Origin of the sequence: Stackebrandtia sp. (assembly GCF_035643755.1) — a bacterium.
Lineage (GTDB): Bacteria > Actinomycetota > Actinomycetes > Mycobacteriales > Micromonosporaceae > Stackebrandtia.
Genome location: NZ_DASQPW010000186.1, coordinates 36,689 through 59,252 on the forward strand (window position 1 = coordinate 36,689; position 22,564 = coordinate 59,252).

Annotated in this window: 37 protein-coding genes; all 37 read right to left on the reverse strand. The window is 66.4% G+C overall.

What is annotated here, in order from left to right:
* Window positions 1-4: 4 nt before the first annotated feature.
* A complete protein-coding gene (gene rplQ / locus VE172_RS14000) occupies window positions 5-484 on the reverse strand; it encodes a 50S ribosomal protein L17 (RefSeq protein ID WP_324802539.1) in 480 nt (159 codons plus the stop codon).
* A 62-nt stretch (window positions 485-546) separates the two neighbouring features.
* Entirely contained in the window at window positions 547-1,581 is a 1,035-nt protein-coding gene (locus VE172_RS14005) for a DNA-directed RNA polymerase subunit alpha (RefSeq protein ID WP_324802540.1), read from the reverse strand.
* Window positions 1,582-1,685: 104 nt separating this feature from the next.
* The gene (gene rpsD, locus VE172_RS14010) at window positions 1,686-2,312 is read right to left on the reverse strand and encodes a 30S ribosomal protein S4 (RefSeq protein WP_324802541.1); all 627 of its coding nucleotides are present in this window, start codon (window positions 2,310-2,312) and stop codon (window positions 1,686-1,688) included.
* Window positions 2,313-2,326: 14 nt separating this feature from the next.
* The gene (gene rpsK, locus VE172_RS14015) at window positions 2,327-2,725 is read right to left on the reverse strand and encodes a 30S ribosomal protein S11 (protein WP_324802542.1); all 399 of its coding nucleotides are present in this window, start codon (window positions 2,723-2,725) and stop codon (window positions 2,327-2,329) included.
* A gap of 26 nt (window positions 2,726-2,751) precedes the next feature.
* On the reverse strand, window positions 2,752-3,132 hold the full coding sequence (gene rpsM, locus VE172_RS14020) for a 30S ribosomal protein S13 (RefSeq protein WP_324802543.1): 381 nt from the start codon (window positions 3,130-3,132) through the stop codon (window positions 2,752-2,754).
* Window positions 3,133-3,310: 178 nt separating this feature from the next.
* Complete coding sequence (rpmJ, locus tag VE172_RS14025; protein WP_324802544.1) at window positions 3,311-3,427, reverse strand: 50S ribosomal protein L36; 117 nt, start codon at window positions 3,425-3,427, stop codon at window positions 3,311-3,313.
* Between the two features lie 22 nt (window positions 3,428-3,449).
* The gene (gene infA, locus VE172_RS14030) at window positions 3,450-3,671 is read right to left on the reverse strand and encodes a translation initiation factor IF-1 (RefSeq protein ID WP_013016493.1); all 222 of its coding nucleotides are present in this window, start codon (window positions 3,669-3,671) and stop codon (window positions 3,450-3,452) included.
* A 172-nt stretch (window positions 3,672-3,843) separates the two neighbouring features.
* Window positions 3,844-4,440 carry a class I SAM-dependent methyltransferase gene (locus tag VE172_RS14035; protein ID WP_324802545.1) on the reverse strand — a complete coding sequence of 199 codons (597 nt, stop codon included), beginning with the start codon at window positions 4,438-4,440 and terminating at the stop codon, window positions 3,844-3,846.
* Between the two features lie 103 nt (window positions 4,441-4,543).
* Entirely contained in the window at window positions 4,544-5,176 is a 633-nt protein-coding gene (locus VE172_RS14040; RefSeq protein WP_324802546.1) for a nicotinamide mononucleotide transporter family protein, read from the reverse strand.
* Between the two features lie 29 nt (window positions 5,177-5,205).
* Entirely contained in the window at window positions 5,206-5,727 is a 522-nt protein-coding gene (locus VE172_RS14045; RefSeq protein WP_324802547.1) for a DUF1707 SHOCT-like domain-containing protein, read from the reverse strand.
* A gap of 55 nt (window positions 5,728-5,782) precedes the next feature.
* Window positions 5,783-6,280, reverse strand: a complete 498-nt coding sequence (locus VE172_RS14050; protein ID WP_324802548.1) for a DUF1707 SHOCT-like domain-containing protein — start codon at window positions 6,278-6,280, stop codon at window positions 5,783-5,785.
* A gap of 72 nt (window positions 6,281-6,352) precedes the next feature.
* Window positions 6,353-7,183, reverse strand: coding sequence for a type I methionyl aminopeptidase (gene map / locus VE172_RS14055; protein ID WP_324802549.1), 831 nt, complete (start codon window positions 7,181-7,183; stop codon window positions 6,353-6,355).
* On the reverse strand, window positions 7,183-7,836 hold the full coding sequence (locus tag VE172_RS14060; protein ID WP_324802550.1) for an adenylate kinase: 654 nt from the start codon (window positions 7,834-7,836) through the stop codon (window positions 7,183-7,185). Before VE172_RS14060 ends, map begins: the two co-directional genes overlap by 1 nt.
* 14 nt (window positions 7,837-7,850) lie before the next feature.
* Window positions 7,851-9,221: a preprotein translocase subunit SecY gene (secY, locus tag VE172_RS14065; protein WP_324802551.1), complete on the reverse strand. Its 1,371-nt coding sequence runs from the start codon at window positions 9,219-9,221 to the stop codon at window positions 7,851-7,853.
* Window positions 9,222-9,443: 222 nt separating this feature from the next.
* Window positions 9,444-9,899 carry a 50S ribosomal protein L15 gene (gene rplO, locus VE172_RS14070; protein ID WP_324802552.1) on the reverse strand — a complete coding sequence of 152 codons (456 nt, stop codon included), beginning with the start codon at window positions 9,897-9,899 and terminating at the stop codon, window positions 9,444-9,446.
* Window positions 9,900-9,902: 3 nt separating this feature from the next.
* Complete coding sequence (rpmD, locus tag VE172_RS14075) at window positions 9,903-10,085, reverse strand: 50S ribosomal protein L30 (RefSeq protein ID WP_324802553.1); 183 nt, start codon at window positions 10,083-10,085, stop codon at window positions 9,903-9,905.
* A 13-nt stretch (window positions 10,086-10,098) separates the two neighbouring features.
* Window positions 10,099-10,722 carry a 30S ribosomal protein S5 gene (rpsE, locus tag VE172_RS14080; protein ID WP_324802554.1) on the reverse strand — a complete coding sequence of 208 codons (624 nt, stop codon included), beginning with the start codon at window positions 10,720-10,722 and terminating at the stop codon, window positions 10,099-10,101.
* A gap of 88 nt (window positions 10,723-10,810) precedes the next feature.
* A complete protein-coding gene (rplR, locus tag VE172_RS14085; protein WP_324802555.1) occupies window positions 10,811-11,206 on the reverse strand; it encodes a 50S ribosomal protein L18 in 396 nt (131 codons plus the stop codon).
* The gene (rplF, locus tag VE172_RS14090) at window positions 11,207-11,746 is read right to left on the reverse strand and encodes a 50S ribosomal protein L6 (protein WP_324802556.1); all 540 of its coding nucleotides are present in this window, start codon (window positions 11,744-11,746) and stop codon (window positions 11,207-11,209) included.
* 15 nt (window positions 11,747-11,761) lie between these two features.
* Window positions 11,762-12,169: a 30S ribosomal protein S8 gene (rpsH, locus tag VE172_RS14095; RefSeq protein WP_324802557.1), complete on the reverse strand. Its 408-nt coding sequence runs from the start codon at window positions 12,167-12,169 to the stop codon at window positions 11,762-11,764.
* Between the two features lie 69 nt (window positions 12,170-12,238).
* Window positions 12,239-12,424 (reverse strand): type Z 30S ribosomal protein S14, encoded by a 186-nt coding sequence (locus VE172_RS14100; protein WP_013016479.1) that lies wholly within the window; start codon window positions 12,422-12,424, stop codon window positions 12,239-12,241.
* A gap of 1 nt (window position 12,425) precedes the next feature.
* Complete coding sequence (gene rplE / locus VE172_RS14105) at window positions 12,426-12,995, reverse strand: 50S ribosomal protein L5 (protein ID WP_324802558.1); 570 nt, start codon at window positions 12,993-12,995, stop codon at window positions 12,426-12,428.
* Window positions 12,995-13,309: a 50S ribosomal protein L24 gene (gene rplX, locus VE172_RS14110; RefSeq protein ID WP_324802559.1), complete on the reverse strand. Its 315-nt coding sequence runs from the start codon at window positions 13,307-13,309 to the stop codon at window positions 12,995-12,997. The genes rplE and rplX overlap by 1 nt, the downstream gene beginning before the upstream one ends.
* A gap of 3 nt (window positions 13,310-13,312) precedes the next feature.
* Entirely contained in the window at window positions 13,313-13,681 is a 369-nt protein-coding gene (rplN, locus tag VE172_RS14115) for a 50S ribosomal protein L14 (RefSeq protein WP_324802560.1), read from the reverse strand.
* A gap of 12 nt (window positions 13,682-13,693) precedes the next feature.
* Window positions 13,694-13,960, reverse strand: coding sequence for a 30S ribosomal protein S17 (rpsQ, locus tag VE172_RS14120; RefSeq protein ID WP_324802561.1), 267 nt, complete (start codon window positions 13,958-13,960; stop codon window positions 13,694-13,696).
* Window positions 13,960-14,190, reverse strand: a complete 231-nt coding sequence (gene rpmC, locus VE172_RS14125) for a 50S ribosomal protein L29 (RefSeq protein ID WP_324802562.1) — start codon at window positions 14,188-14,190, stop codon at window positions 13,960-13,962. Before rpmC ends, rpsQ begins: the two co-directional genes overlap by 1 nt.
* Complete coding sequence (rplP, locus tag VE172_RS14130) at window positions 14,190-14,612, reverse strand: 50S ribosomal protein L16 (RefSeq protein WP_324802563.1); 423 nt, start codon at window positions 14,610-14,612, stop codon at window positions 14,190-14,192. Before rplP ends, rpmC begins: the two co-directional genes overlap by 1 nt.
* A gap of 5 nt (window positions 14,613-14,617) precedes the next feature.
* Window positions 14,618-15,418 carry a 30S ribosomal protein S3 gene (rpsC, locus tag VE172_RS14135; RefSeq protein WP_324802564.1) on the reverse strand — a complete coding sequence of 267 codons (801 nt, stop codon included), beginning with the start codon at window positions 15,416-15,418 and terminating at the stop codon, window positions 14,618-14,620.
* Window positions 15,418-15,903 (reverse strand): 50S ribosomal protein L22, encoded by a 486-nt coding sequence (gene rplV / locus VE172_RS14140; RefSeq protein ID WP_349258377.1) that lies wholly within the window; start codon window positions 15,901-15,903, stop codon window positions 15,418-15,420. The genes rpsC and rplV overlap by 1 nt, the downstream gene beginning before the upstream one ends.
* Before the next feature lie 31 nt (window positions 15,904-15,934).
* Complete coding sequence (gene rpsS / locus VE172_RS14145) at window positions 15,935-16,216, reverse strand: 30S ribosomal protein S19 (RefSeq protein WP_324802565.1); 282 nt, start codon at window positions 16,214-16,216, stop codon at window positions 15,935-15,937.
* A 3-nt stretch (window positions 16,217-16,219) separates the two neighbouring features.
* Window positions 16,220-17,059 carry a 50S ribosomal protein L2 gene (rplB, locus tag VE172_RS14150; protein WP_324802566.1) on the reverse strand — a complete coding sequence of 280 codons (840 nt, stop codon included), beginning with the start codon at window positions 17,057-17,059 and terminating at the stop codon, window positions 16,220-16,222.
* Between the two features lie 23 nt (window positions 17,060-17,082).
* Complete coding sequence (gene rplW / locus VE172_RS14155; protein ID WP_324802567.1) at window positions 17,083-17,397, reverse strand: 50S ribosomal protein L23; 315 nt, start codon at window positions 17,395-17,397, stop codon at window positions 17,083-17,085.
* Window positions 17,394-18,047, reverse strand: coding sequence for a 50S ribosomal protein L4 (gene rplD / locus VE172_RS14160; RefSeq protein WP_324802568.1), 654 nt, complete (start codon window positions 18,045-18,047; stop codon window positions 17,394-17,396). The genes rplW and rplD overlap by 4 nt, the downstream gene beginning before the upstream one ends.
* The gene (gene rplC, locus VE172_RS14165) at window positions 18,047-18,709 is read right to left on the reverse strand and encodes a 50S ribosomal protein L3 (protein WP_324802569.1); all 663 of its coding nucleotides are present in this window, start codon (window positions 18,707-18,709) and stop codon (window positions 18,047-18,049) included. Before rplC ends, rplD begins: the two co-directional genes overlap by 1 nt.
* A 12-nt stretch (window positions 18,710-18,721) precedes the next feature.
* Window positions 18,722-19,030: a 30S ribosomal protein S10 gene (rpsJ, locus tag VE172_RS14170; RefSeq protein ID WP_013016465.1), complete on the reverse strand. Its 309-nt coding sequence runs from the start codon at window positions 19,028-19,030 to the stop codon at window positions 18,722-18,724.
* Between the two features lie 336 nt (window positions 19,031-19,366).
* A complete protein-coding gene (gene tuf, locus VE172_RS14175; protein WP_324802570.1) occupies window positions 19,367-20,560 on the reverse strand; it encodes an elongation factor Tu in 1,194 nt (397 codons plus the stop codon).
* A 102-nt stretch (window positions 20,561-20,662) separates the two neighbouring features.
* Window positions 20,663-22,564, reverse strand: a 1,902-nt coding sequence (gene fusA / locus VE172_RS14180; protein WP_324802571.1) for an elongation factor G, incomplete at its 5' end; no start/stop codon positions are given.

A 22,564-nucleotide genomic window follows, 5' to 3' on the forward strand; every position in this document is an offset into this window, starting at 1 on the left:
CGACTTACTCGTCGTCGGTCTTGGACTCGGTGGTCTCCTCCTCGGAGTCACCACCGGCCAGCGCCTCCACCGCTTCGGCCTTGGCGGCCTTGCGGGTGCTCTTGCGCTTGGGCTTGGGAGCCTCGGCGAGCTCCTCGACCAGCTCGATGACGGCCATCGGCGCGTTGTCGCCCTTGCGGGGGCCGACCTTGACGATGCGGGTGTAGCCGCCGTCGCGGTTGGCGTAACGCTGCGCGATCTCGTCGAACAGGTCGTGGGTGACGTCGCGGTCGGTCATGCGCGCGATGGCGCGGCGCCGCGAGGACAGGTCGCCCCGCTTGGCGAAGGTCACCAGCCGCTCGGCGTACGGGCGCAGCCGCCTCGCCTTGGCCTCGGTCGTGGTGATCTTGCCGTGCCTGAACAGCGAGGTAGCCAGGTTCGCCAGCATGAGCCGCTGGTGCGCCGGGGAACCACCGAGACGGGGGCCCTTGGTCGGCTGTGGCATTGCTTTGCTCCTTTAGTACTGAATCGTCGTGGCGAAACTCGCCGTTCCAAAGAGCCGGGCTCTTAGAGTTGTTCGGTCTCGCGGAGGTCTTCTCCGTCGTCGAACTCGTCGTACTCGTTGTCGTCGTAGGCCGCGGCGGCCTCGGCCGGGTCGAAGGTGCCCGGGGAGTCCTTGAGCGCCAGCCCGAGACCCGCGAGCTTCATCTTGACCTCGTCGATCGACTTCTGGCCGAAGTTGCGGATGTCCAGCAGGTCGGCCTCGGTGCGGGTGACCAGCTCGCCGACGGTGTCGACGCCCTCGCGCTTCAGGCAGTTGTAGGAGCGGACGGTGAGTTCCAGCTCCTCGATCGGCAGCGCCATGTCGGCGGCCAGCTGGGCGTCGGCCGGGGACGGGCCCACGTCGATGCCCTCGGCGGCGGAGTCCAGCTCGCGGTAGAGCCCGAACAGCTCCACCAGGGTGGATCCCGCGGACGCCAGCGCGGTGCGCGGGCTGGTCGACGGCTTGGTCTCGACGTCGATGATGAGCTTGTCGAAGTCGGTGCGCTGCTCGACGCGGGTGGCCTCCACCCGGTAGCTCACCTTGATCACGGGCGAGTAGATCGAGTCGACGGGGATGCGGCCGATGCCCGCCCCCGCCTGCTTGTTCTGCGGCGCCGACACGTAACCGCGTCCCCGCTCGACGATGAGCTCCATGTCGAGGCGGCCCTTGCCGTTGAGGGTGGCCAGCTTCAGCTCCGGGTTGTGGACGGTGACGCCCGACGGCGGCTGAATGTCTCCGGCGGTGACGTCGCCGGGGCCCTGCTTGCGCAGGTACATGGTCACGGGTTCGTCGTGTTCGGAGCTGACGCACAGCTGCTTGACGTTGAGCACCAGCTCCACGACGTCCTCTTTGGCGCCGGGGATGGTGGTGAACTCGTGGAGCACGCCGTCGACCTTGATGGACGTGACCGCCGCGCCCGGGATGGACGACAGCAGGGTGCGCCGCAGCGAGTTGCCGAGCGTGTAACCGAATCCCGGCTCCAGCGGTTCGATGGCGAACCGGGAACGGGTCTCCGACAGGTTCTCCTCGGCCAGACTGGGCCGCTGAGTGATGAGCACTTCGTACTTCCTTTGCGTTTCTGACGCCCGCTATATGACGTCATGAACAATGGGATGCGCGGAGCGTCCACAAAGGATGTGAACGCGCCGCGCGGGCCGCGCTACTACTTCGAGTAGAGCTCGACGATGAGCTGCTCCTGCACCTGGGTGTCGATGACCTGGCGCTCGGGCAGGTTGTGGACCAGGATCTTCATCTTGGACGGGATCGGCTCCAGCCAGGCGGGAATGATCTTCTCGCCGGCCTCGGCGCGCGCCACCACGAACGGCGTCATCTCCACCGACTTGGGCCGCACCTCGATGATGTCCTTCGGGGTGACCAGGAAGGACGGGATGTCCACCTTGCGTCCGTTGACCTTGAAGTGGCCGTGCTTGACCAGCTGCCGCGCCATGTCGCGCGACTTGGCGAATCCGGCGCGGTAAACCACGTTGTCCAGACGGGACTCGAGGATCTTCAGCAGTTCCTCACCGGTCTTGCCGGTGCGCCGGTTGGCCTCGACGTAGTACTTGCTGAACTGCTTCTCCAGCACACCGTAGGTGCGCTTGGCCTTCTGCTTCTCGCGAAGCTGCAGCAGGTACTCGGTCTCCTTGGGACGACCGCGTCCGTGCTGCCCGGGCGGGAAGGGCCGCGACTCCAGCGGGCACTTCGCGCTCTCGCACTTGCTGCCCTTGAGGAACAGCTTCATCTTCTCGCGTCGGCAACGGCGGCAATCCGCTCCAGTGTGACGAGCCATTTCAGCTAACCCCCTCAGACCCGGCGCCGCTTGGGCGGACGGCAGCCGTTGTGCGGCTGCGGAGTGACATCGGAAATCGACCCGACCTCGAGGCCGGCGGCCTGGAGCGAACGGATCGCGGTCTCGCGGCCCGAGCCCGGGCCCTTGACGAACACGTCGACCTTGCGCATGCCGTGCTCCATGGCGCGACGCGCGGCGGCCTCGGCGGCCATCTGCGCGGCGAACGGCGTGGACTTACGAGAGCCCTTGAACCCGACCTGGCCGGACGACGACCACGAGATCACCGCGCCCGTGGGGTCGGTGATCGACACGATCGTGTTGTTGAAGGTGCTCTTGATGTGGGCGTGTCCCGCCGCGATGTTCTTCTTTTCCTTGCGGCGGACCTTCGATCCGCCGCGCTTCGGACCAGCCATTGACTGAGTGCGCTCCTAAACGTCTATTACTTCTTGCCGGGCTTCTTCTTGCCCGCGACCGTGCGCTTCGGACCCTTGCGGGTGCGCGCGTTGGTGCGGGTGCGCTGACCATGAACCGGCAGACCGCGGCGGTGCCGGATTCCCTGGTAGCAACCGATCTCAACCTTGCGGCGAATGTCGGCGGCGACGCTGCGGCGCAGGTCACCCTCCACCTGGTAGTTCGCCTCGATGTGATCGCGGAGCTGCACGAGCTCGGCGTCGGTGAGTTCGTGGACGCGCTTGGACGGGCTGATGCCCGTCGTCACGCAGGTCTCGACGGCACGAGTGCGGCCGACACCGAAGATGTAAGTAAGGGCGATCTCGACGCGCTTCTCGCGCGGCAGATCGACACCAACCAAACGTGCCATGTGCGGGCGTTGTCTCCTTGAATCGTCGCCAGGTCTGCACCGTTCGCTGATTCCCCGCCAGCCCGGGCGGGGCCCCGGCCTGACGATCCGGGGGCGAAGCGGGCGCGTGACGCCCGCTCGCGAACAGTGTTTGTGTCTTATGTGGTGCGTCCTTCGGCGAAGTCCGCGCGAACCACTGTCAGCCCTGACGCTGCTTGTGGCGCGGGTCGGTGGAACAAATGACCATGACCCGGCCGTTGCGGCGAATGGTGCGGCAGTTCTTGCAGATCTTCTTGACGCTCGGTTTGACCTTCACGAGCCCTACTTGTGGTTGGAAATCAGCGGTACCGGTAGACGATTCGCCCACGGGACAGGTCGTATGGCGAAAGCTCCACCACCACCCGGTCCTCCGGAAGAATGCGAATGTAGTGCTGACGCATCTTGCCGCTGATGTGCGCCAAGACCTTGTGACCATTGGTCAGCTCCACCCGGAACATGGCGTTCGGGAGGGGTTCAATGACCCGGCCCTCTATCTCAATCGCGCCGTCTTTTTTCGGCATGTCCTCCGCTACCGTGACTTGTCGGATCTGAATACTCTGATGTCGAACGCCCTCAGCCGCGGCCGTCTCCCGAGGAAGCGCGCACGGGCATGACGGACCAGGCGCTCAGCACCGTCTGGAGAGTCTACTCGCCCTCCCCAGGCGTCGACCACCCGCCCCGTGGTCGGGCGTGTCACGCCGCGATTCGGGGCCCGCGGGCCGTCAGGACGTGCGCGGGCGGGAAGTTGCGCATCTCCGGGCCGCGGACGCACACGTCGCTGAATCGCTCGCCCAGTAGCCTGCGAAACCGCTCCCCCGGGGGGAACGCGTACGAGCCGACGTAGTTGAACGTCGTGAAGACCCCGTGCCGGGGGTGCAGCGCCGCCACCACCGCGTCCAGGATGTCGCGCTGCAGGCCCTCGGGGAAGGCCGCGAACGGCAGGCCGCTGATCACCGCGTCGACCGCGCCGATGTCGCGATCCTTGAGGATGCGCGGCAGTTCAGCCGCGGATTCGCACACCACCTCCACATCGGGGAAGCGGGTTCGCAAGCGGGTGACGAACTCCTCGTTCAGGTCGATGGCGACGTGCCTTCCCTTGCCGCGCAGGCGGTGCTGGATCTGCGCGGTGGTGGGCCCCGTTCCCGGCCCCAGCTCGGCGACGGTGGGCTCGGCGTGGCCCTCCAGCACGGAGGCGAGCCGGCGGGCCAGGAAGCGCGAGGACGGCCACACGGCCCCGGTCTTGCCGGGGGCGCGGAGCCAGGAGCCGACGAATACCGCGGTGTCACGCATGTAACTCGGCGGTCGGGGTTCAGGGGTTCCGGGAGTCATTCCGGACGAAGTTACAGGACAAAGCCGGCCGGCAGGGGATCGTGCCGGTGGAATAGGTGGGAACTCAGGGTGTCCCCTGACCCGCCAGCGCCTCGAGCTTGCGCGCGCTGCGCGACCAGGCGACGTAGCCGCGGATCACCAGCACGGCGAACACCACGTAGATCAGCGCGGAGAACCACAGCCCGCTGGCCAGTTGCAGCGGCACGGCGACGGCGTCCACCGCCAGCCACACGAACCAGAACTCCACCAGCCCGCGCCCCTGCGCGGCGAAGGCCACGACGGTGCCGATGAAGATCCACGCGTCGGGCCACGGCGACCAGGAGCCGCCCGCCCAGGTGAGGTACAGGGCGTAGCCGACGGTGCCCAGGACCATCGCGCCGGTCACCAGGAACCACTCCCCGCGGGTGGCGCGCCGCACCGGCATGCCGAAGACGTCGCGGCGGTGCCGCCACCACACCCACCAGCCGTACAGCGAGATCAGCAGGATCGCGACCTGGCGGTCGCGCAGGCCGCCCAGGTGGGCGTCGGTGTACACCACGAACAGCAGCACCGTCGCCAGGATCTGCACCGGCCACACCCACAGGGTCCGCTTGGCCGCCAACAACACCACGGTGACGGCGGCGATCTGCCCGAACAGCTCCGCCCAGGAGACGTGCTGTCCGGCGATCGTGAGCCCGGATTCGACGAGGGAGTCCACGGTATTTATCTACACGGTGCGGCGGCCGATTATTCGGTGCCGGGCGCGCGATTCCCGTCACGCTGTTGCAGCGACGGGCGGATCAGGAAGCGCTCCATGCCCGTGACGCACAGCATCGGCGCCGCGACCGTCCCGATCACCCAGATGGGCCAGAAGTCCGGGTCGCCGCTGCCGGCCACCTGGCTGATCACCCAGATCACGGTGCAGATCACCATGGGCACGACGCCGCCGAACCACATCCACTTGATCCAGTCGGGGGTGCGGTCGTGGCGGGGGCGCCGGCGCCGCTGCGGCGGGGGCGAGCCTTGCGGCCGTTCCACCCGGGGCGCCAGATCACCGGACTCGGTGACCGCCAGGACGCCGCGTCCGGCCCCCATCAGGTCGCCGGTGATCGGGTCGAGGTCGCCGACCGTCTTGGCCTCGTACACCTGCTGGAGGCGGTCGTCGTATTCGGCCAGGCTCAGCCGCCCCTCGTCCACGGCCGACTTCAGCAGTCGCGACACCAACTCGCGGTCGGAATCGCCGATGCGCAGCTTGTCTTTGTCGTTCACCAGGGTTCTCTCATGTCGGGGGCTGCCACTACACGGTCGCGTCCATTAAAGCGGATCAGCGTCTGCCGTGGCGGTCCCAGGAGCCGGCGAAGCTCAACACGGCGATGATGCCCCAGACCCAGATCGGCCAGTAGCCCGGCGGACGCAGGTGGTCGGAGGTGACCCACTGCAGCAGCCAGATGCCGTTGGTGATGATGAATATCGAGCCGAAGCCCGACCAGATGCCCGTCAGGGTGCGCCGACGATCGCGGCGCCGGTCGCGGCGGCGCTCCCAGCGGTCTCCGCGGCCCTCGCTCGGCGGCGTGGGAGGCGGCGCGGGCTCCACCTGCGACTTGCTGACCGAGGCGACCCCGGGGATGTCGGCGATCAGCGCGTCGAGTTCGGCGTAGGTCTTGGCACCGTATGCCTGCTGCAGGCGCTCGTCGTACTCGGACAGGTCGAGGCGGCCCTCGTTCTGGGCGACGCGCAGCCGATCGGCGACGGCTTGACGGTCGGCATCCGACGCACGCTTATCCCCCGGCCGGACATCGGGCAGTGGCTCCTCGCTGGACATGAAATCATCCTGCCATTACCGCGAGGCGGCGTCGATATCCGTACGGCCACACAATTCTCGCGGCCGCCATCGTCACTGCCGCGCCAGGGACGCCAGGGACTCACCCAGGCGCTCGGCTCCCCCGTCGGGGGCCGTCAGCACCCAGATGCCGTCGTCGCAGACGGCGATGGAGTGCTCGGTGTGGGCGGCGGGGGTGCCGTCGGCGGTGGAGACGGTCCAGCCGTCGTCGTCCTCGACGATCTCGGCCTCGCCCAGGGTGATCATCGGCTCCAGGGCCAGCGCCATGCCGGGCCGGATCTTCGGGCCGACCCCGCTGCGCCCGTAGTTCAGCACGTGCGGGTCCTGGTGCATCTCGGTGCCGATGCCGTGCCCGCCGAAGCCGGTCACGATGCCGTAGTCTCCGGCGTCCTGGATCGAGGTCTGGATGGCGAAGGAGATGTCGCCGAGCCGGCGCGCGGTGGCGGCGGCCCGGATGCCGGCCCACATCGCCTCCTCGCAGGCGCTCACCAACGCGGTGAGCTCCTTGGCGACCTCGCCCACCCCCAGGGTGATGGCGGCGTCTCCGTGCCAGCCGTCGACGATCGCGCCGACGTCGATGGAGATCAGGTCGCCGTCTTCCAGAACCTGTGTGGGCGAAGGGATCGCGTGCACCACCTGGTCGTTGACGGACGAGCAGATCGAGCCCGGGTACGGCCCGTTGCCGATGTCGTAGCCCAGGAACGACGGGACGCCGCCGCTGGAGCGGATCACCTTCTCGGCCAGCACGTCGAGGTCCTTGGTGGAGACGCCGGGCTTGACGGCCTCGCGCATCGCGTCGTGCACGGCGGCCACCACCAGGCCGGCGGCGCGCATCCGGCGAAACTGCTCGGGCGTCTTGTATTGAATGCGGTCGCGGGAGAACATCAGGTCTCGTAGGACGACAGGGCGTCCAGGGCTCGGGCGGTGACGTCCTCCACCGGGCCGGTGGCGTCGATGCCGACGAGCTTCCCGGCCTTGCCGTAGAAGCCGATCAGCGGCGCGGTCTCGTTGGCGTACACCTCGAGCCGCTTGGTGATGGTCTCGGGCTTGTCGTCGTCGCGCTGGTAGAGCTCGCCGCCGCAGCGGTCGCAGCGCCCCTCCACCTGGGTGCGGTCGAACTCGACGTGCCAGATCTTGCCGCAGCCGTGGCAGGTGCGCCGCCCCGACAGCCGCCGGACCACCTCGTCGTTGTCGACGACCAGCTCCAGCACCAGGTCGAGCCCGCTGCCCATGTCGGCCAGCAGCTTGTCCAGCGCCTGTGCCTGCGGCACGGTGCGCGGGAAGCCGTCCAGCAGAAAACCGTCGGCGGCGTCCGGCTCGGCCAGCCGGTCGCGCACCATGTCGATGGTGACCTTGTCGGGCACCAGGTCTCCGGCGTCCATGTACCGCTTGGCCTCCAGGCCCAGCGGCGTCCCTCCGGTGACGTTGGCCCGGAAGATGTCGCCCGTCGAGATCTTGGGCACGGAGAGCTGGGTGGCGATGTACTCCGCCTGCGTGCCCTTGCCCGCCCCAGGCGGCCCTACAAGTACCAACCTCATAAACACCAGCCTCCCTATTTTTTAAGGAAACCCTCATAGTTTCGCTGCATCAGCTGGCTTTCGATCTGCTTGACGCTCTCCAGGCCGACACCGACCATGATCAGCACCGAGGTACCGCCGAACGGGAACTTCTGGAACACCTGAGCACCGCCGAAGGCGATGATCGCGAGGTTGGGAAGTACCGCGATCAGACCAAGATAGACCGCTCCGGGCAATGTCAGACGCGACAACACGTGCTCGAGGTACTGGGCAGTGGGCTTGCCTGGACGCCGACCGGGAATGAAACCGCCGAACTTCTTCATGTTATCGGCGACTTCATTCGGGTTGAAGTTGATCGAAACGTAGAAGTATGTGAAAAAGATGATAAGCAGGAAATAGCAGACTGTATAGACCCAGCTGCTCTGATTCGCCAGGTAGGTGTTGATGAACACGACCCAGGCCGGCGGCTTGGCGTCCGACCGGTAGAACTGCGAGATCAGCGTCGGGATGTACAGCAGCGAGGAACCGAAGATCACGGGGATGACGCCCGCCTGGTTGACCTTCAGCGGGATGTAGGTGGACGAGCCCCCGTACATCCGCCGCCCCACCTGTTTCTTGGCGTACTGCACCGGAATCCGGCGCTGCGACTGTTCGATGAAGACCACCGCGGCCATGATCGCGATACCCACCACGATGATGGCGGCGAAGATGAACCAGCCCGAGCCCTTCTCCGACTGCTTGATGTTCCAGATCTGGCCGGGCAGCTGCGCGGCGATCGACGAGAAGATGACCACGGACATGCCGTTACCGATGCCCTTGTCGGTGATCAGCTCACCGAACCACATGATCATCGCGGTTCCGGCGGTCATGACGACCACGATCATGATCAGGGTGATCGGCATGGGCAGACCGACGCTCTTGGAACTGGTGTCGGCGATGATCTCCTTACACGACTGCGGCGCGTTGCCCGCGTTACCGGGGCTGAACAGCTGACCGGAACGCGCCAGCGCGATGTAGCCCGAGGCCTGAAGGACGCCCAGTCCCAGGGTCAGGTACCGCGTGTACTGGGTGATCTTCTGCTGCCCCGCGGGGCCTTCCTTCTTCAGCTGCTCCAGCCGCGGAATCACCACGGTCAACAGCTGCAGGATGATGCTGGAGGTGATGTAGGGCATGATGCCCAACGCCAGCACCGACAACTTCAGCAGCGCGCCGCCGGAGAACAGGTTCAGCAGCGTGAAGACGCTGCTCTCCTTCTCCAGCTGGATGCACTCCTCGACCTTGCCGTACGCGACGCCCGGGCTCGGGATCGACGCCCCCAGCCGATACAGCACCAGGATGAACAAGGTGAAGAGGAGTTTTTTGCGCAGATCAGGCGTGCGGAACGCACTGAAGAATGCGGTGAGCAACTTAAGGTTCCTCCAGCAACTGCCGCCACCGGGGTCAGTGGCCTTGGGCGTCGTATTGTGCCGACCCGCACATACGAGCCGCGTGGTGGACTTTAACAGTCCGGCTATGTGAGGACACAGCACCCGCCGTTCGCGAGCCGTTGGCGGAGCGCGTATGCCCGGTTTGACCCATATGGCAGTGGGCCGGCCGCCATGTCAGGCGACCGGCCCACCACTGTGGAGTCAGTTCCGCTTGTCCAGCACGGTGGCGGTGCCACCGGCCGCGAGGATCTCGTCCTTGGCGTTGCGGGAGAAGGCGTGCGCCGAGATCTCCAGCTTCACGCCGGCGAGGTCTCCCGAGCCCAGCACCTTCACCAGCTGCCCCTTGCGGACGGCACCGGCGCGCACCAGTTCGGCGGGGCCGACGCTGCCGCCCTTCGGGAACAGCTCGGCCAGCTTGTCCAGGTTCACGACCTGGTAGTAGACCTTGAAGCGGTTCTTGAACCCCTTCAACTTCGGCAGCCGCATGTGCAGCGGCACGCCGCCGCCCTCCAGGAACATCGGGACGTTCTTGCGGGCCTTGGTTCCCTTGGTACCGCGACCGGCGGTCTTGCCCTTGGAACCCTCACCGCGACCCACCCGGGTCTTGGGGGTGTTGGATCCGGGCGCCGGGCGCAGGTGGTGAATCTTGATAGTCATCGACTACTCCACCTCCTCGACCGCGACCAGGTGCCGCACGGTGTGAATCATGCCGCGGATCTCTGGACGGTCCTCTTTGATCGCTATGTCGTTGATGCGCTTGAGGCCCAAGCTGCGCAGCGTCTCGCGCTGGTTCGGCTTGGTGCCGATCTTGGACCGGGTCTGCGTGACCTTCAAACGTGCCATGTCACCGACCCCCTCACGCCTCGACGCCCGCACGGGCCCGCAGCATGGCGGCCGGCGCGACGTCCTCAATGGGAAGCCCACGGCGGGCGGCGACCTTCTCCGGTCCCTCCAGGGACTTCAGGGCCGTCACCGTGGCGTGCACGATGTTGATGGCGTTGTCCGAGCCGAGGCTCTTGGACAGCACGTCGTGTATGCCCGCGCACTCCAGCACGGCACGCACCGAACCACCCGCGATGACACCGGTACCGGCGCTGGCCGGCTTCAGCAGCACCTCGCCGGCGGCCTCGCGGCCGATCACCGGGTGCGGGATCGTCCCGCCGATGCGCGGCACGGTGAAGTAGTTCTTCTTGGCCTCCTCGACGCCCTTGGCGATCGCCGCGGGCACCTCCTTGGCCTTGCCGTAGCCGACGCCGACCTGGCCGTTGCCGTCGCCCACCACGACCAGCGCGGTGAAGCTGAAGCGGCGACCGCCCTTGACGACCTTGGCGACACGGTTGATCGTGACGACCTTCTCAATGTGCGGGGTCTTGTCCGCGGCGTCCTTACCGCCCCGTCCACCCTCGCGGCGGTCCCGGCGACCGCGGCCGCCTTCGCGACCGCCGCCCTCGGTGTTCCCGCCCTGGCGCCTCTCCGCCATCAGGTACTACCTCTTTCTGTTTGTTGGCTATAACGCCGGCGCGCCGCCCCACGAATGAAGCGGTGCGCCGACTCGCTGGCGAACCATCCTAGAAGGACAGTCCGCCGTCGCGGGCGGCGTCGGCCAGGGCCGCGATCCGTCCGTGGTAGGCGTTTCCGCCCCGGTCGAAGATGACCGCGTCGATGCCCGCGGCCTTGCCGCGCTCGGCGATGAGCTTGCCGACGGCGGTGGCCTTGGCCTTCTTGTCACCCTCGAGACCGCGAATCGTGGTGTCCATGGACGACGCCGAGGCCAGCGTGTGGCCCTTGTCGTCGTCCACCAACTGCGCCACGATGTGCTTCAGCGAGCGGGTCACCACCAGACGGGGGCGCTCCTGCGTGCCGAAGATGTTCTTGCGGACCCGGAAGTGGCGGCGTCCGCGCGCGACCCGACGGGCCTGCGACGCGTTGGCCGACTTGCGCCGCTTGGAGAGCGTGGCCGACATTTACTTACCTGCCTTCCCCGCCTTGCGGCGGATGTGCTCGTCCACGTACTTCACGCCCTTGCCCTTGTAGGGCTCCGGCGGACGAATCTTGCGGATCTTCGCGGCGATCTCGCCGACGGCCTGCTTGTCGATGCCCTCGACGTGGAACAGCGTGGGCCTTTCGACGATGAACTTGATGCCGTCCGGCGGGGTCACCACCACCGGGTGCGAGAACCCGAGGGCCAGCTCCAGGTTGGAACCCTTCAGCTGGCAGCGGTAACCGGTGCCGTTGATCTCCAGGCTCTTCTTGTAGCCCTCGGAGACGCCGACCACCATGTTGTTGACCAGCGAGCGGAACAGGCCGTGCATGGCGCGGTTGCGCCGCTCGTCGTCCGGCCGGTGGACCTGCAGGGTGCCGTCGTCGTTCTTGGACACCGTGATCGGGTCGACCAGGGTCTGGGAGAGCTCTCCCTTGGGACCCTTGACCTTCACGTCCTGCCCGTCGATCGAGACCTCGACGCCGCTGGGCACCGTGATGATTTTACGTCCGATACGAGACATGTTCTGATACCTCCCTTACCAGACGTAGGCGAGGACTTCCCCGCCCACTCCGCGCTTGCGAGCCTGCCGATCGGTCAGCAGTCCCTGCGATGTGGAAATAATCGCCACTCCCAGGCCGCCCAGCACTCGCGGCAGCTCGGTGGACTTGGCGTACACCCGAAGACCCGGCTTCGACACCCGGCGGATGCCCGCCAGGCTGCGCTCCCGGTTGGCACCGAACTTCAGGTCGATGACCAGCTTCTTGCCGACCTCGCCCTCACCCGGTTCCTCGACGCGCCAGTTGGAGAGGTAGCCCTCCTGCTTCAAAACCTCGGCGACATTCGCCTTCAGTTTCGAGTGCGGCATGGACACGACCTCGTGGAACGCGCGGTTGGCGTTCCGCAGTCGCGTCAACATATCCGCGATGGGGTCCGTCATTGTCATAGCTGTTGATACCCTTCTCGCCCCGGTTCCGTCCTTTTCGGACGGCCTGTGGCGATACCGTTTGAGTTGTTACCAGGAAGCCTTGGTCACGCCGGGCAGCTCGCCCCGGTGCGCCATCGACCGGATGCACACGCGGCACAGCCCGAACTTGCGGTAGACGGCCTTGGGCCGCCCGCACTTCTGGCAGCGGGTGTAGGCACGCGAGGAGAACTTCGGCTTCTGCTGCGCCTTGTGGATCAGTGCTTTCTTGGCCATGTCAGTTCTCCTTGTACGGGAAGCCCAGCAGCTTCAGTAGCGCCCGGCCCTCGTCGTCGGTCTTGGCGGTGGTGACCACGGTGATGTCCATGCCGCGCACCCGGTCGATCTTGTCCTGGTCGATCTCCAGGAACACCGACTGCTCGGTCAGACCGAAGGTGTAGTTGCCGCTGCCGTCGAACTGCTTGTCCGACAGGCCGCGGAAGTCGCGGATGCGGGGCAGCGCCAGCGACAGCAACCGGTCGAGGAACTCCCACATCCGGTCGCCGCGCAGCGTCGCCTTGGCGCCGATCGGCATGCCCTCGCGCAGCTTGAACTGGGCGATGGACTTCTTGGCCCGGCGCATCTGCGGCTTCTGGCCCGTGATCTGGGCCAGGTCGCTCAGCGCGCCGTTGATCAGCTTGGAGTCCCGCGCGGCATCGCCGACACCCATGTTGACCACGACCTTCTGAACGGTCGGGATCTCCATCGGGTTGCCGTAGCTGAAGCGCTCCTTCATGGCCGGAGCGATCTCCGACCTGAAGCGCTCCTTGAGCCGGGGCGCGACTTTGGTTTCAGTAGCGGTCGCCATCACAGTTCCTTACCCGTACGCCGAGAGACGCGCACCTTGCGGCCCTCGTCGTCGAACTTGTAACCCACGCGGGTCGGCTGGTTGTCGGCGTCCAGCACCATCACGTTGGAGACGTCGATCGGCGCCTCCTGGGTCACGATGCCGCCGGTCTTGGACCCGCGGTTGCTCTGACCCACCTTGGTGTGCTTGGTGATCTGGTTGACGCCCTCGACAATGATCTTGCCGCGCTCGGGCAGGGTCTCGATGACCCGGCCCTCGGAGCCCTTGTCCTTGCCGCTGACGATCCGCACGCGGTCGTTCTTCTTGATCTTCATTGGTTACAGCACCTCCGGCGCGAGGGAGATGATCTTCATGAACCGCTTGTCGCGCAGCTCGCGACCGACCGGTCCGAAGATGCGGGTCCCGCGCGGCTCGCCGTCGTCCCGGATCAGGACGGCGGCGTTCTCGTCGAACTTGATGTAGGACCCGTCCGGACGGCGGCGCTCCTTGGCGGAGCGCACGACCACGGCCTTGACCACATCGCCCTTCTTGACACCGGCGCCGGGGATCGCGTCCTTGACCGTTCCCACGAACAAATCGCCGATGCCGGCGTAACGACGGCCGGAACCGCCGAGCACCCGGATACACAGGACTTCCCGCGCTCCGGTGTTGTCGGCGACCCGCAGCCGCGACTCTTGCTGAATCACGTCGCGATCTCCTTACTTGGCTTTCTCGAGGATCTCGACGATCCGCCAGCGCTTCGTCGCCGACAGCGGACGAGTCTCCATGATCTGGACCCGGTCTCCGACGCCGCAGTCGTTCTGCTCGTCGTGCGCCTTGTACTTCTTCGTACGGCGCAGGACCTTGCCGTAGAGCGGGTGCTTCACCCGGTCCTCGACCTCGACCACCACGGTCTTGTCCATCTTGTCGCTCACCACCAGGCCCTCGCGGACCTTGCGGCTGCTGGTACGCGTCTGCGTGCTCATCAGGCCACCTCCGTCGGCGCGGCGGACAGACCCAGCTCGCGCTCGCGCATGATCGTGTAGATCCGGGCGATGTCCCGGCGGACGGTTTGCAGCCGCCGGTTGTTGTCCAGCTGACTGGTCGCCGACTGCACCCGCAAATTGAACAGTTCTTCCTTGCTTTCCCGCAGCCGAGTACGCAGTTCCTCATCGGACGTTTCGCGCAGCTCGGCGGCTTCGATACCAGCGGCCATCAGTCACCCACCTCGCGTGTCACGATGCGGCATTTCATCGGAAGTTTGTGTATGGCACGGCGCATCGCTTCCCGCGCCGTCGTCTCGTTGGGGAACGACAGCTCGAACATCACGCGCCCTGGCTTGACGTTGGCGATCCACCATTCCGGCGAGCCCTTGCCGGAACCCATCCGGGTCTCGGCGGGCTTCTTGGTCAGTGCCTGGTCGGGGAAGATGTTGATCCACACCTTGCCGCCACGCTTGATGTGACGGGTCATGGCGATACGAGCCGCCTCGATCTGGCGGTTGGTGACGTAGGCCGACTCCAGCGCCTGGATGCCGAACTCGCCGAACGTCACGCGGGTTCCGCCCTTGGCCTTGCCCCCACGTTTGGGGTGGTGCGGCTTACGGAAGCCCTTCGGGGGCTTACGCGGCATAAGCATTGTGCTCAGCCCTCCTGACCAGTGTTTTGGGCCGCGGCGCTCGAGGCGGCGCGTCCCGCGTCGGTGCCGGTGGTCGTGGTGCCGGAGGCGCCCGAGCGCACCCGGCCGCGGCGCTCGCCGCGTCCACCGCGGTCGCGGTCGTCGCGACGACGCTGCACGTTCTCCTGAGGGGCACGCCCGGCGCGCTCCTCGTCCCGGTAGATCCACACCTTCACGCCGATGCGGCCGAAGGATGTGCGGGCCTCGAAGAGGCCGTAGTCGATGTTGGCGCGCAGCGTGTGCAGCGGCACCTGGCCCTCGAGGTAGAACTCGGAGCGGGACATCTCGGCGCCGCCGAGTCGTCCGCTGCAGGCCACCTTGATGCCCTTGACCGTCGGGTTGCGCATCGCCGACTGGATCGACTTGCGCATGGCGCGACGGAAGTTCACGCGGCTGGCGAGCTGCTCGGCGATGCCCTGGGCCACCAGCTGAGCGTTCGACTCGGGGTTCTTCACCTCGATGATGTTGAACTGCACCTGCTTGCCGGTGAGCTTCTCCAGCTTGCCGCGCAACCGCTCCGCCTCGGCGCCCTTGCGTCCGATGACGATGCCCGGGCGGGCGGTGTGGATGTCGACGCGGACCCGGTCACGGGTGCGCTCGATGTCCACCTCGGCGATGCCGGCCCGCTCCATGCCCTTGGACATGAGGTTGCGGATCTTGACGTCCTCGCCGACGTACTCGGAGTAGTTCTTGTCGGCATACCAGCGCGAGGTCCAGGCGGAGCTGATGCCGAGCCGGTACCCGTGCGGGTGAATCTTTTGACCCATTACTCGGTCTCCTCCTCGGTGGTGGTCTCCGTGGTGGTCTCGGCGGCAGCCGGGGCCTCCTCGGCGGCCTGGGTGCGGCGCTTGGGACGACGCATCGTCGGTCCGCTGGACGCCTGGGCGCCCGCCTGCACGCTCTCCAGAACCACGGTGATGTGGCTGGTGCGCTTGCGGATCCGGTACGCACGTCCATGCGCGCGCGGCCGGTAGCGCTTCATGGTCGGTCCCTCGTCCACGTAGGCCTCGGAGACCAGCAGCGACTCCCGGTCGAGCTTCTCGTTGTTCTCGGCGTTGGCGATCGCGGAGGCGACCACCTTGTACACCGGCTCGCTCGCCGCCTGCGGGGCGAACTGGAGCACCGTCAGCGCCTCGTCCGCGGTCAGGCCACGAACGAGGTTGACGACACGGCGCGCCTTCATCGGCGAGACGCGAACGAACCGCGCCACCGCCCTCGCGCCCGGGGCCGCTACGGCCTCGTTGCTTGCCATCGTTTGTCCTATCTCGTTTCGTCACCCGCGGCTAGCGCCGGCGGCTCTTACGGTCGTCTTTGTCGTGGCTGCGGAACGTCCGGGTGATCGAGAACTCGCCCAGCTTGTGACCGACCATGTTCTCGGAGATGAAGACCGGGACGTGCTTGCGTCCATCGTGGACGGCAATCGTCAGGTTGATCATCTCCGGGGTGATCGTCGAACGCCGCGACCACGTCTTGATCACGTTGCGGCTCTTCGACTCGACGGCCTTCTCCACCTTCTTCATCAGGTGGTCGTCGACGAAGGGCCCCTTCTTCAAACTGCGTGGCATGCCTTAACCCCTCTTCCGGTTGGCGTAACGGCGCCGGACGATGAGCCGGTCGCTGGCTTTGCCCTTGGTACGTGTGCGGCCTTCGGGCTTACCCTGCGGGTTCACCGGGTGGCGACCGCCGGAGGTCTTACCCTCACCACCACCGTGCGGGTGGTCGACCGGGTTCATGACGACACCACGCACCTTGGGACGACGTCCCTTCCAGCGCATCCGGCCGGCCTTGCCCCAGTTGATGTTCGACTGTTCGGCGTTGCCGACCTCGCCGACCGTGGCGCGGCACTTGGTCTCCACCAGCCGGATCTCGCCCGAGGGCATGCGCAGGTGCGCGTACTTGCCCTCGCGAGCCAGCAGCTGGATGCCGGAACCGGCCGAGCGGGCCAGCTTGGCTCCGCCGCCGGGACGCAGCTCCACGGCGTGGATGATCGTGCCCACGGGGATGTTGCGCAGCGGCAGGTTGTTGCCGGGCTTGATGTCGGCGTGCGGCCCGTTCTCGATCCGGGCGCCCTGCGCCAGGTCCTTCGGGCACAGGATGTACCGCTTCTCGCCGTCGGCGTAGTGCAGCAGCGCGATCCGGGAGGTGCGGTTCGGGTCGTACTCGATGTGAGCGACCTTGGCCGGCACGCCGTCCTTGTCGTGACGCCGGAAGTCGATGAGCCGGTAGGCCCGCTTGTGTCCGCCACCGCGACGCCGCGAGGTGATCTTGCCCCGCGAGTTACGGCCACCGGTCTTGGTGAGCGGACGCAGCAGCGACTTCTCGGGCGTGGAGCGGGTGACCTCGGAGAAGTCGGAGCCGCTCGACCCGCGACGACCCGGGGTCGTCGGCTTGTGTTTGCGAATACCCATTTGTTCCTATATCCCGTCTGCCGCTATGCGACCGAGCCGCCGAAGATGTCGCTCAGCCGGGACGCGTCGCCTTCCACTGTCACGATCGCGTGCTTGACGTCTTTGCGCTTGCCCCAGCCCTGACGGGTGCGGCGGCGCTTGCCCTGCCGGTTCAGCGTGTTCACACTCGTCACCTTGACGCCGAAGATCTCGGCGACGGCGAGCTTGATGTGCGACTTGTTCGCGTCCGGGCGGACCTCGAAGGTGTACTTGCTCTGATCGAGAAGGCCGTAGCTCTTCTCGGAGATGACCGGCTTGATGATCACATCACGCGGGTCGGGGATGCGCACCTTGCTCATGCCGCGGCCTCCTCTTTCTTGCCCGCCTTGCTGTTCACAAAGGCGTCAAACGCGGACTTGGAGAAGACCAGCGCGTCGTTGACCAGCACGTCGTAGGTGTTGAGCTGATCCGGGTGGATCAGGTCGACCGACGGCTCGTTGCGCAGGCTCTTCCAGGCGACCTCCTGGTCGCGGCCCAGCACCACCAGGACGCGCTTGGCGTCGGTGTTGGCGTGCAGCGCGGCCAGCGCGGTCTTGGTCTTCGGGGTCTCGTCGTCGATGAACTCGGTGACGACGTGAACCACGTTGTTGGCGGCCCGGTCCGACAGCGCGCTCGCCAGGGCGGCGGCGATCATCTTCTTGGGCGTCCGCTGCGAGTAGTCGCGCGGCTGGGGACCGTGAACGGTGCCACCGCCGGCGTACTGCGGCGCGCGGATCGAGCCCTGACGGGCCCGGCCGGTTCCCTTCTGGCGGTAAGGCTTGGTGCCACCGCCGGCCACCAGGCCGCGGGTCTTGGTCGAGTGCGTTCCCTGACGCGCGGCGGCCCGCTGGGCGGTCACCACCTGGTGCATCAGCGGGATGTTCACCTCGCGCTCGAACAGCTCGGCGGGAAGCGTGACCGTCCCGGTCTTCTTGCCGGAGGCGTCGGTGACGTCGATTTCCAGAGTCATTACGCATCACCCTTGGACGTGGCCGCCTTCACGGCGTCGCGCACCAGGACCAGACCTCCGGTCGGCCCGGGCACCGCGCCCTTGATCAGCAGCAGGTTGTTGTCGGTGTCGACGGCGTGAACCGTCAGGTTCTGCACGGTGTGCCGCACGCCGCCCATCCGGCCCGCCATCCGCAGGCCCTTGAAGACGCGACCGGGAGTGGCGCAGCCGCCAATCGATCCCGGCGAGCGGTGCTTGCGCTGCACGCCGTGTCCGGCGCCCAGGCCGGAGAAGCCGTGACGCTTCATGACACCGGCGTAGCCCTTGCCCTTGGTCTTACCGGTGACGTCGATGAGCTCGCCCGCGGTGAAGCGGTCGACGGTCACCTCGTCCCCCGTGGAGTACTCGGTGGCGTCGGTGGTGCGCAGCTCGACGAGGTGGCGCCGCGGTGCGACCTCGGCCTTCGCGAAGTGGCCGCTCATCGGCTTGTTGACCTTGCGCGGGTCGATCTGACCGAAGGCCAGCTGCACCGCCGGGTAGCCATCAGCGTCCGGGGTGCGGACCTGCGTGACGACGCAGGGCCCGGCCTGTACCACGGTCACCGGGACGACGCGGTTGTTCTCGTCCCAGACCTGGGTCATCCCGAGCTTCGTGCCCAGGATCCCGTTGACTTGCCTGTCCATTTCGTGGAGTCCCTACAGCTTGATCTCGATGTCGACACCGGCCGGCAGGTCGAGCCGCATGAGCGAGTCCACCGTTTTGGGCGTCGGGTCGAGGATGTCGATGAGGCGCTTGTGCGTGCGCATCTCGAAGTGCTCGCGTGAGTCCTTGTATTTGTGCGGCGAGCGGATCACGCAGAAGCGGTTGAGTTCGGTTGGCAGCGGCACGGGGCCTGCGATGTTGGCGCCGGTACGGGTGACCGTCTCGACGATCTTGCGGGCCGAGGAGTCCACGACATCGTGGTCGTAGGCCTTAAGCCGAATGCGGATCTTCTGTCCCGCCATGTTCCTTCTACTCTCAATCCCACTGTTTGGCCGGGCCGGCCGGCTCGAAGAGCCGAGCTCAAGGAGCTTGGTACCGCGCCCCGCTGTCGGGCGTGTCGTGGCTTTCGGCCAGAGTCATCCCCGGCTCTTTCGGAGATGAATTGGCGCCGCCTCGCGCAATGCCCCAAAACAGCGGCAACGCGATCACGCGGCTTGGCCGGGCGCGGACGGGGGGCGGCTCTTGTCGTGCAGGAGCCGCCCCCCGCGTACGCAACCTGTTCATTATGCCGGACGTTCATCCCCACCGAAAGGCGGGGGTGAGGTCCATGGCTATGAACCGTGTTACCGATCGTGTATTTACTTCAGGATCTTGGTGACCCGGCCGGAACCGACGGTCCGTCCACCCTCGCGGATGGCGAACAGCAGGCCCTCCTCCATGGCGATGGGCTGGATCAGCTCCACCTTCATCGAGGTGTTGTCACCGGGCATCACCATTTCGGTGCCCTCGGGGAGGGTCACCACGCCGGTGACGTCGGTGGTCCGGAAGTAGAACTGCGGACGGTAGTTGTTGAAGAACGGCGTGTGCCGTCCGCCCTCGTCCTTGGACAGGACGTAGACCTGGCCCTCGAACTCGGTGTGCGGGGTCGTGGTGCCCGGCTTGATGACCACCATGCCGCGCTCGACGTCCTCGCGCTTGATGCCGCGCAGCAGCAGACCCACGTTCTCACCCGCGCGGGCGTCGTCCAGGGTCTTGCGGAACATCTCGATCGCGGTGACCTTGGTCGACAGCGGCTTCTCCTTGATGCCGACGATGTCGACGTCCTCGTTGGGAAGCAGCACGCCGCGCTCGACGCGACCGGTGACCACGGTGCCACGACCGGTGATCGTGAAGACGTCCTCGACCGGCATCAGGAAGGGCTTGTCCATGGCGCGCTCCGGCTCCGGAATCGCCTCATCGACGGCCTTCATCAGCTCGGCGACGGCGTCGCCCCACTTCTCGTCGCCCTCCAGGGCCTTGAGAGCGGACACCTTGACGACCGGCAGGTCGTCGCCGGGGAACTCGTTGTCGGACAGAAGTTCGCGAACCTCCATCTCGACGAGCTCCATGATCTCCTCGTCGTCCACCATGTCGGCCTTGTTCAGGGCGACAACGATGTACGGCACGCCGACCTGGCGGGCCAACAGCACGTGCTCGCGGGTCTGCGGCATCGGGCCGTCGGTGGCCGACACGACCAGGATCGCGCCGTCCATCTGGGCGGCGCCGGTGATCATGTTCTTGATGTAGTCGGCGTGGCCGGGGCAGTCGACGTGCGCGTAGTGGCGCGCGTCGGTCTGGTACTCCACGTGCGAAATGGAGATCGTGATGCCGCGCTGCTTCTCTTCCGGCGCGTTGTCAATCTCGTCAAACGGCGTGTACGGGTTAAGTTCAGGGAACTTGTCGTGCAGGACCTTGGTGATGGCCGCAGTCAGCGTCGTCTTCCCGTGGTCGATGTGACCGATGGTGCCGATGTTGACGTGCGGCTTAGTCCGCTCGAACTTCGCCTTCGCCACTTTCGTCCTCCTGTGGACAGTTGGTTCGTACGTCGATTTCCTAGGTACAGACCCACTCGCGACGGATGCCGCGAGGGGGCTGCGGGTTATGCGGTTCGGTTCCTACTCGCCCGTCGCCTTGGCGATGATCTCCTTGGCGACATTGGCGGGTACTTCGGCGTAGGAGTCGAACTGCATGGAGTAGCTCGCCCGGCCCTGGGTCTTCGACCGCAGGTCGCCGACGTAGCCGAACATTTCGCTGAGCGGCACCAGAGCTTTGACGACGCGAGCGGTTCCCCGCTCCCCCATCTCCTGCACCAGGCCACGGCGAGAGTTGATGTCGCCGATGACATCACCCATGGAATCCTCCGGGGTGGTGACCTCGACGGCCATCATCGGTTCGAGGAGGGTCGGGCCCGCCCGGCGGGCGGCTTCCTTCATCACCATCGAACCGGCGATCTTGAAGGCCATCTCCGAAGAGTCGACCTCGTGGTACTGACCGTCGGTCAGTTCCAGTTTCACGCCAACCAGCGGGTAGCCGGCCAGCACGCCGTACTGCATCGAGTCCTGCGCGCCGGCGTCCACCGAAGGGATGTACTCCTTCGGGATGCGGCCACCGGTGATCTTGTTGACGAATTCGTAGGTCGGGCTGTCGGCGCCCATCGGAATGGGCTCCACGCTGACGATGACCCGCGCGAACTGACCGGAACCACCGGTCTGCTTCTTGTGCAGGTACTCGACCTTCTCCACCCGCTTGGTGATCGTCTCGCGGTAAGAGACCTGCGGCTTACCGATGTTGGCCTCGACGTTGAACTCGCGCTTCATGCGGTCAACGAGGATGTCCAGGTGCAGCTCGCCCATGCCGGAGATCACCGTCTGACCGGTGTCCTCCTCGGTGTGGACCCGGAACGTCGGGTCCTCCTCGGCCAGCCGCTGAATCGCGGTCGACAGCTTGTCCTGGTCGGCCTTGGACTTCGGCTCGATGGCCATGTCGATGACCGGCTCGGGGAAGACCATGGACTCCAGGATCACCGGAGACTGCGAGTCACACAGCGTGTCACCCGTGGTGGTCTGCTTCAGACCCTGGATGGCGATGATGTCACCGGCCTGGGCGAAATCGCGCTCCTCGCGCTTGTTCGCGTGCAGCTGGTAGATCTTGCCGATCCGCTCCTTGCGGTCCTTGGTCGAGTTGATGACCTGGGTACCGGTCTCGATCCGTCCGGAGTAGACGCGGGCGTAGGTGAGCTTGCCCAGGTGCTTGTCCGTCTGGATCTTGAAGGCCAGCGCGCTGAACGGCACGGTCACGTCGGCGGGACGCTCGTCGGGCGTCTCGCCGTCCATCTTGGTGCCCTGGATCGCCTTGATGTCCAGCGGGGACGGCATGTAGTCCACGACCGCGTCGAGCAGGGGCTGCACGCCCTTGTTCTTGAACGCGGTGCCACACAGCACGGGGTTGATCGAGTTGTCGATCGTGCCCTTGCGGATGGCGGCCTTGATCTCCGCGACGCTCAGGTCGACGCCCTCGAGGAACTTCTCGGCGAAGTCGTCGTCGATGTCGGCCAGGGTCTCCAGCAGCTTCTCGCGGTACTCCGCGGCCTGGTCGGCCAGGTCGGCGGGGATCTCCTCGGTGGAGTACTCCTCGCCGAGCTTGGTCTCGCCGCGCCACACCTTGGCGTTCATCTCCACCAGGTCGACGATGCCGATGAAGTCGGCCTCGTTTCCGATCGGGAGCTGAATCACCGCGGTGTTGGAGCCGAGCCGCTCCCGCATCATCTCGACGCAACGGAAGAAGTTGGCGCCGGTGCGGTCCAGCTTGTTGACGAAGCACATCCGCGGGACGTGGTACTTGTCCGCCTGACGCCAGACGTTCTCGGTCTGCGGTTCGACGCCGGCGACCCCGTCGTACACGGCGACGGAGCCGTCCAACACGCGCAGGCTGCGCTCCACCTCAACGGTGAAGTCGACGTGACCGGGGGTGTCGATGATCTGGATGGTGTGACCATCCCACTCGCACTTGGTCGCCGC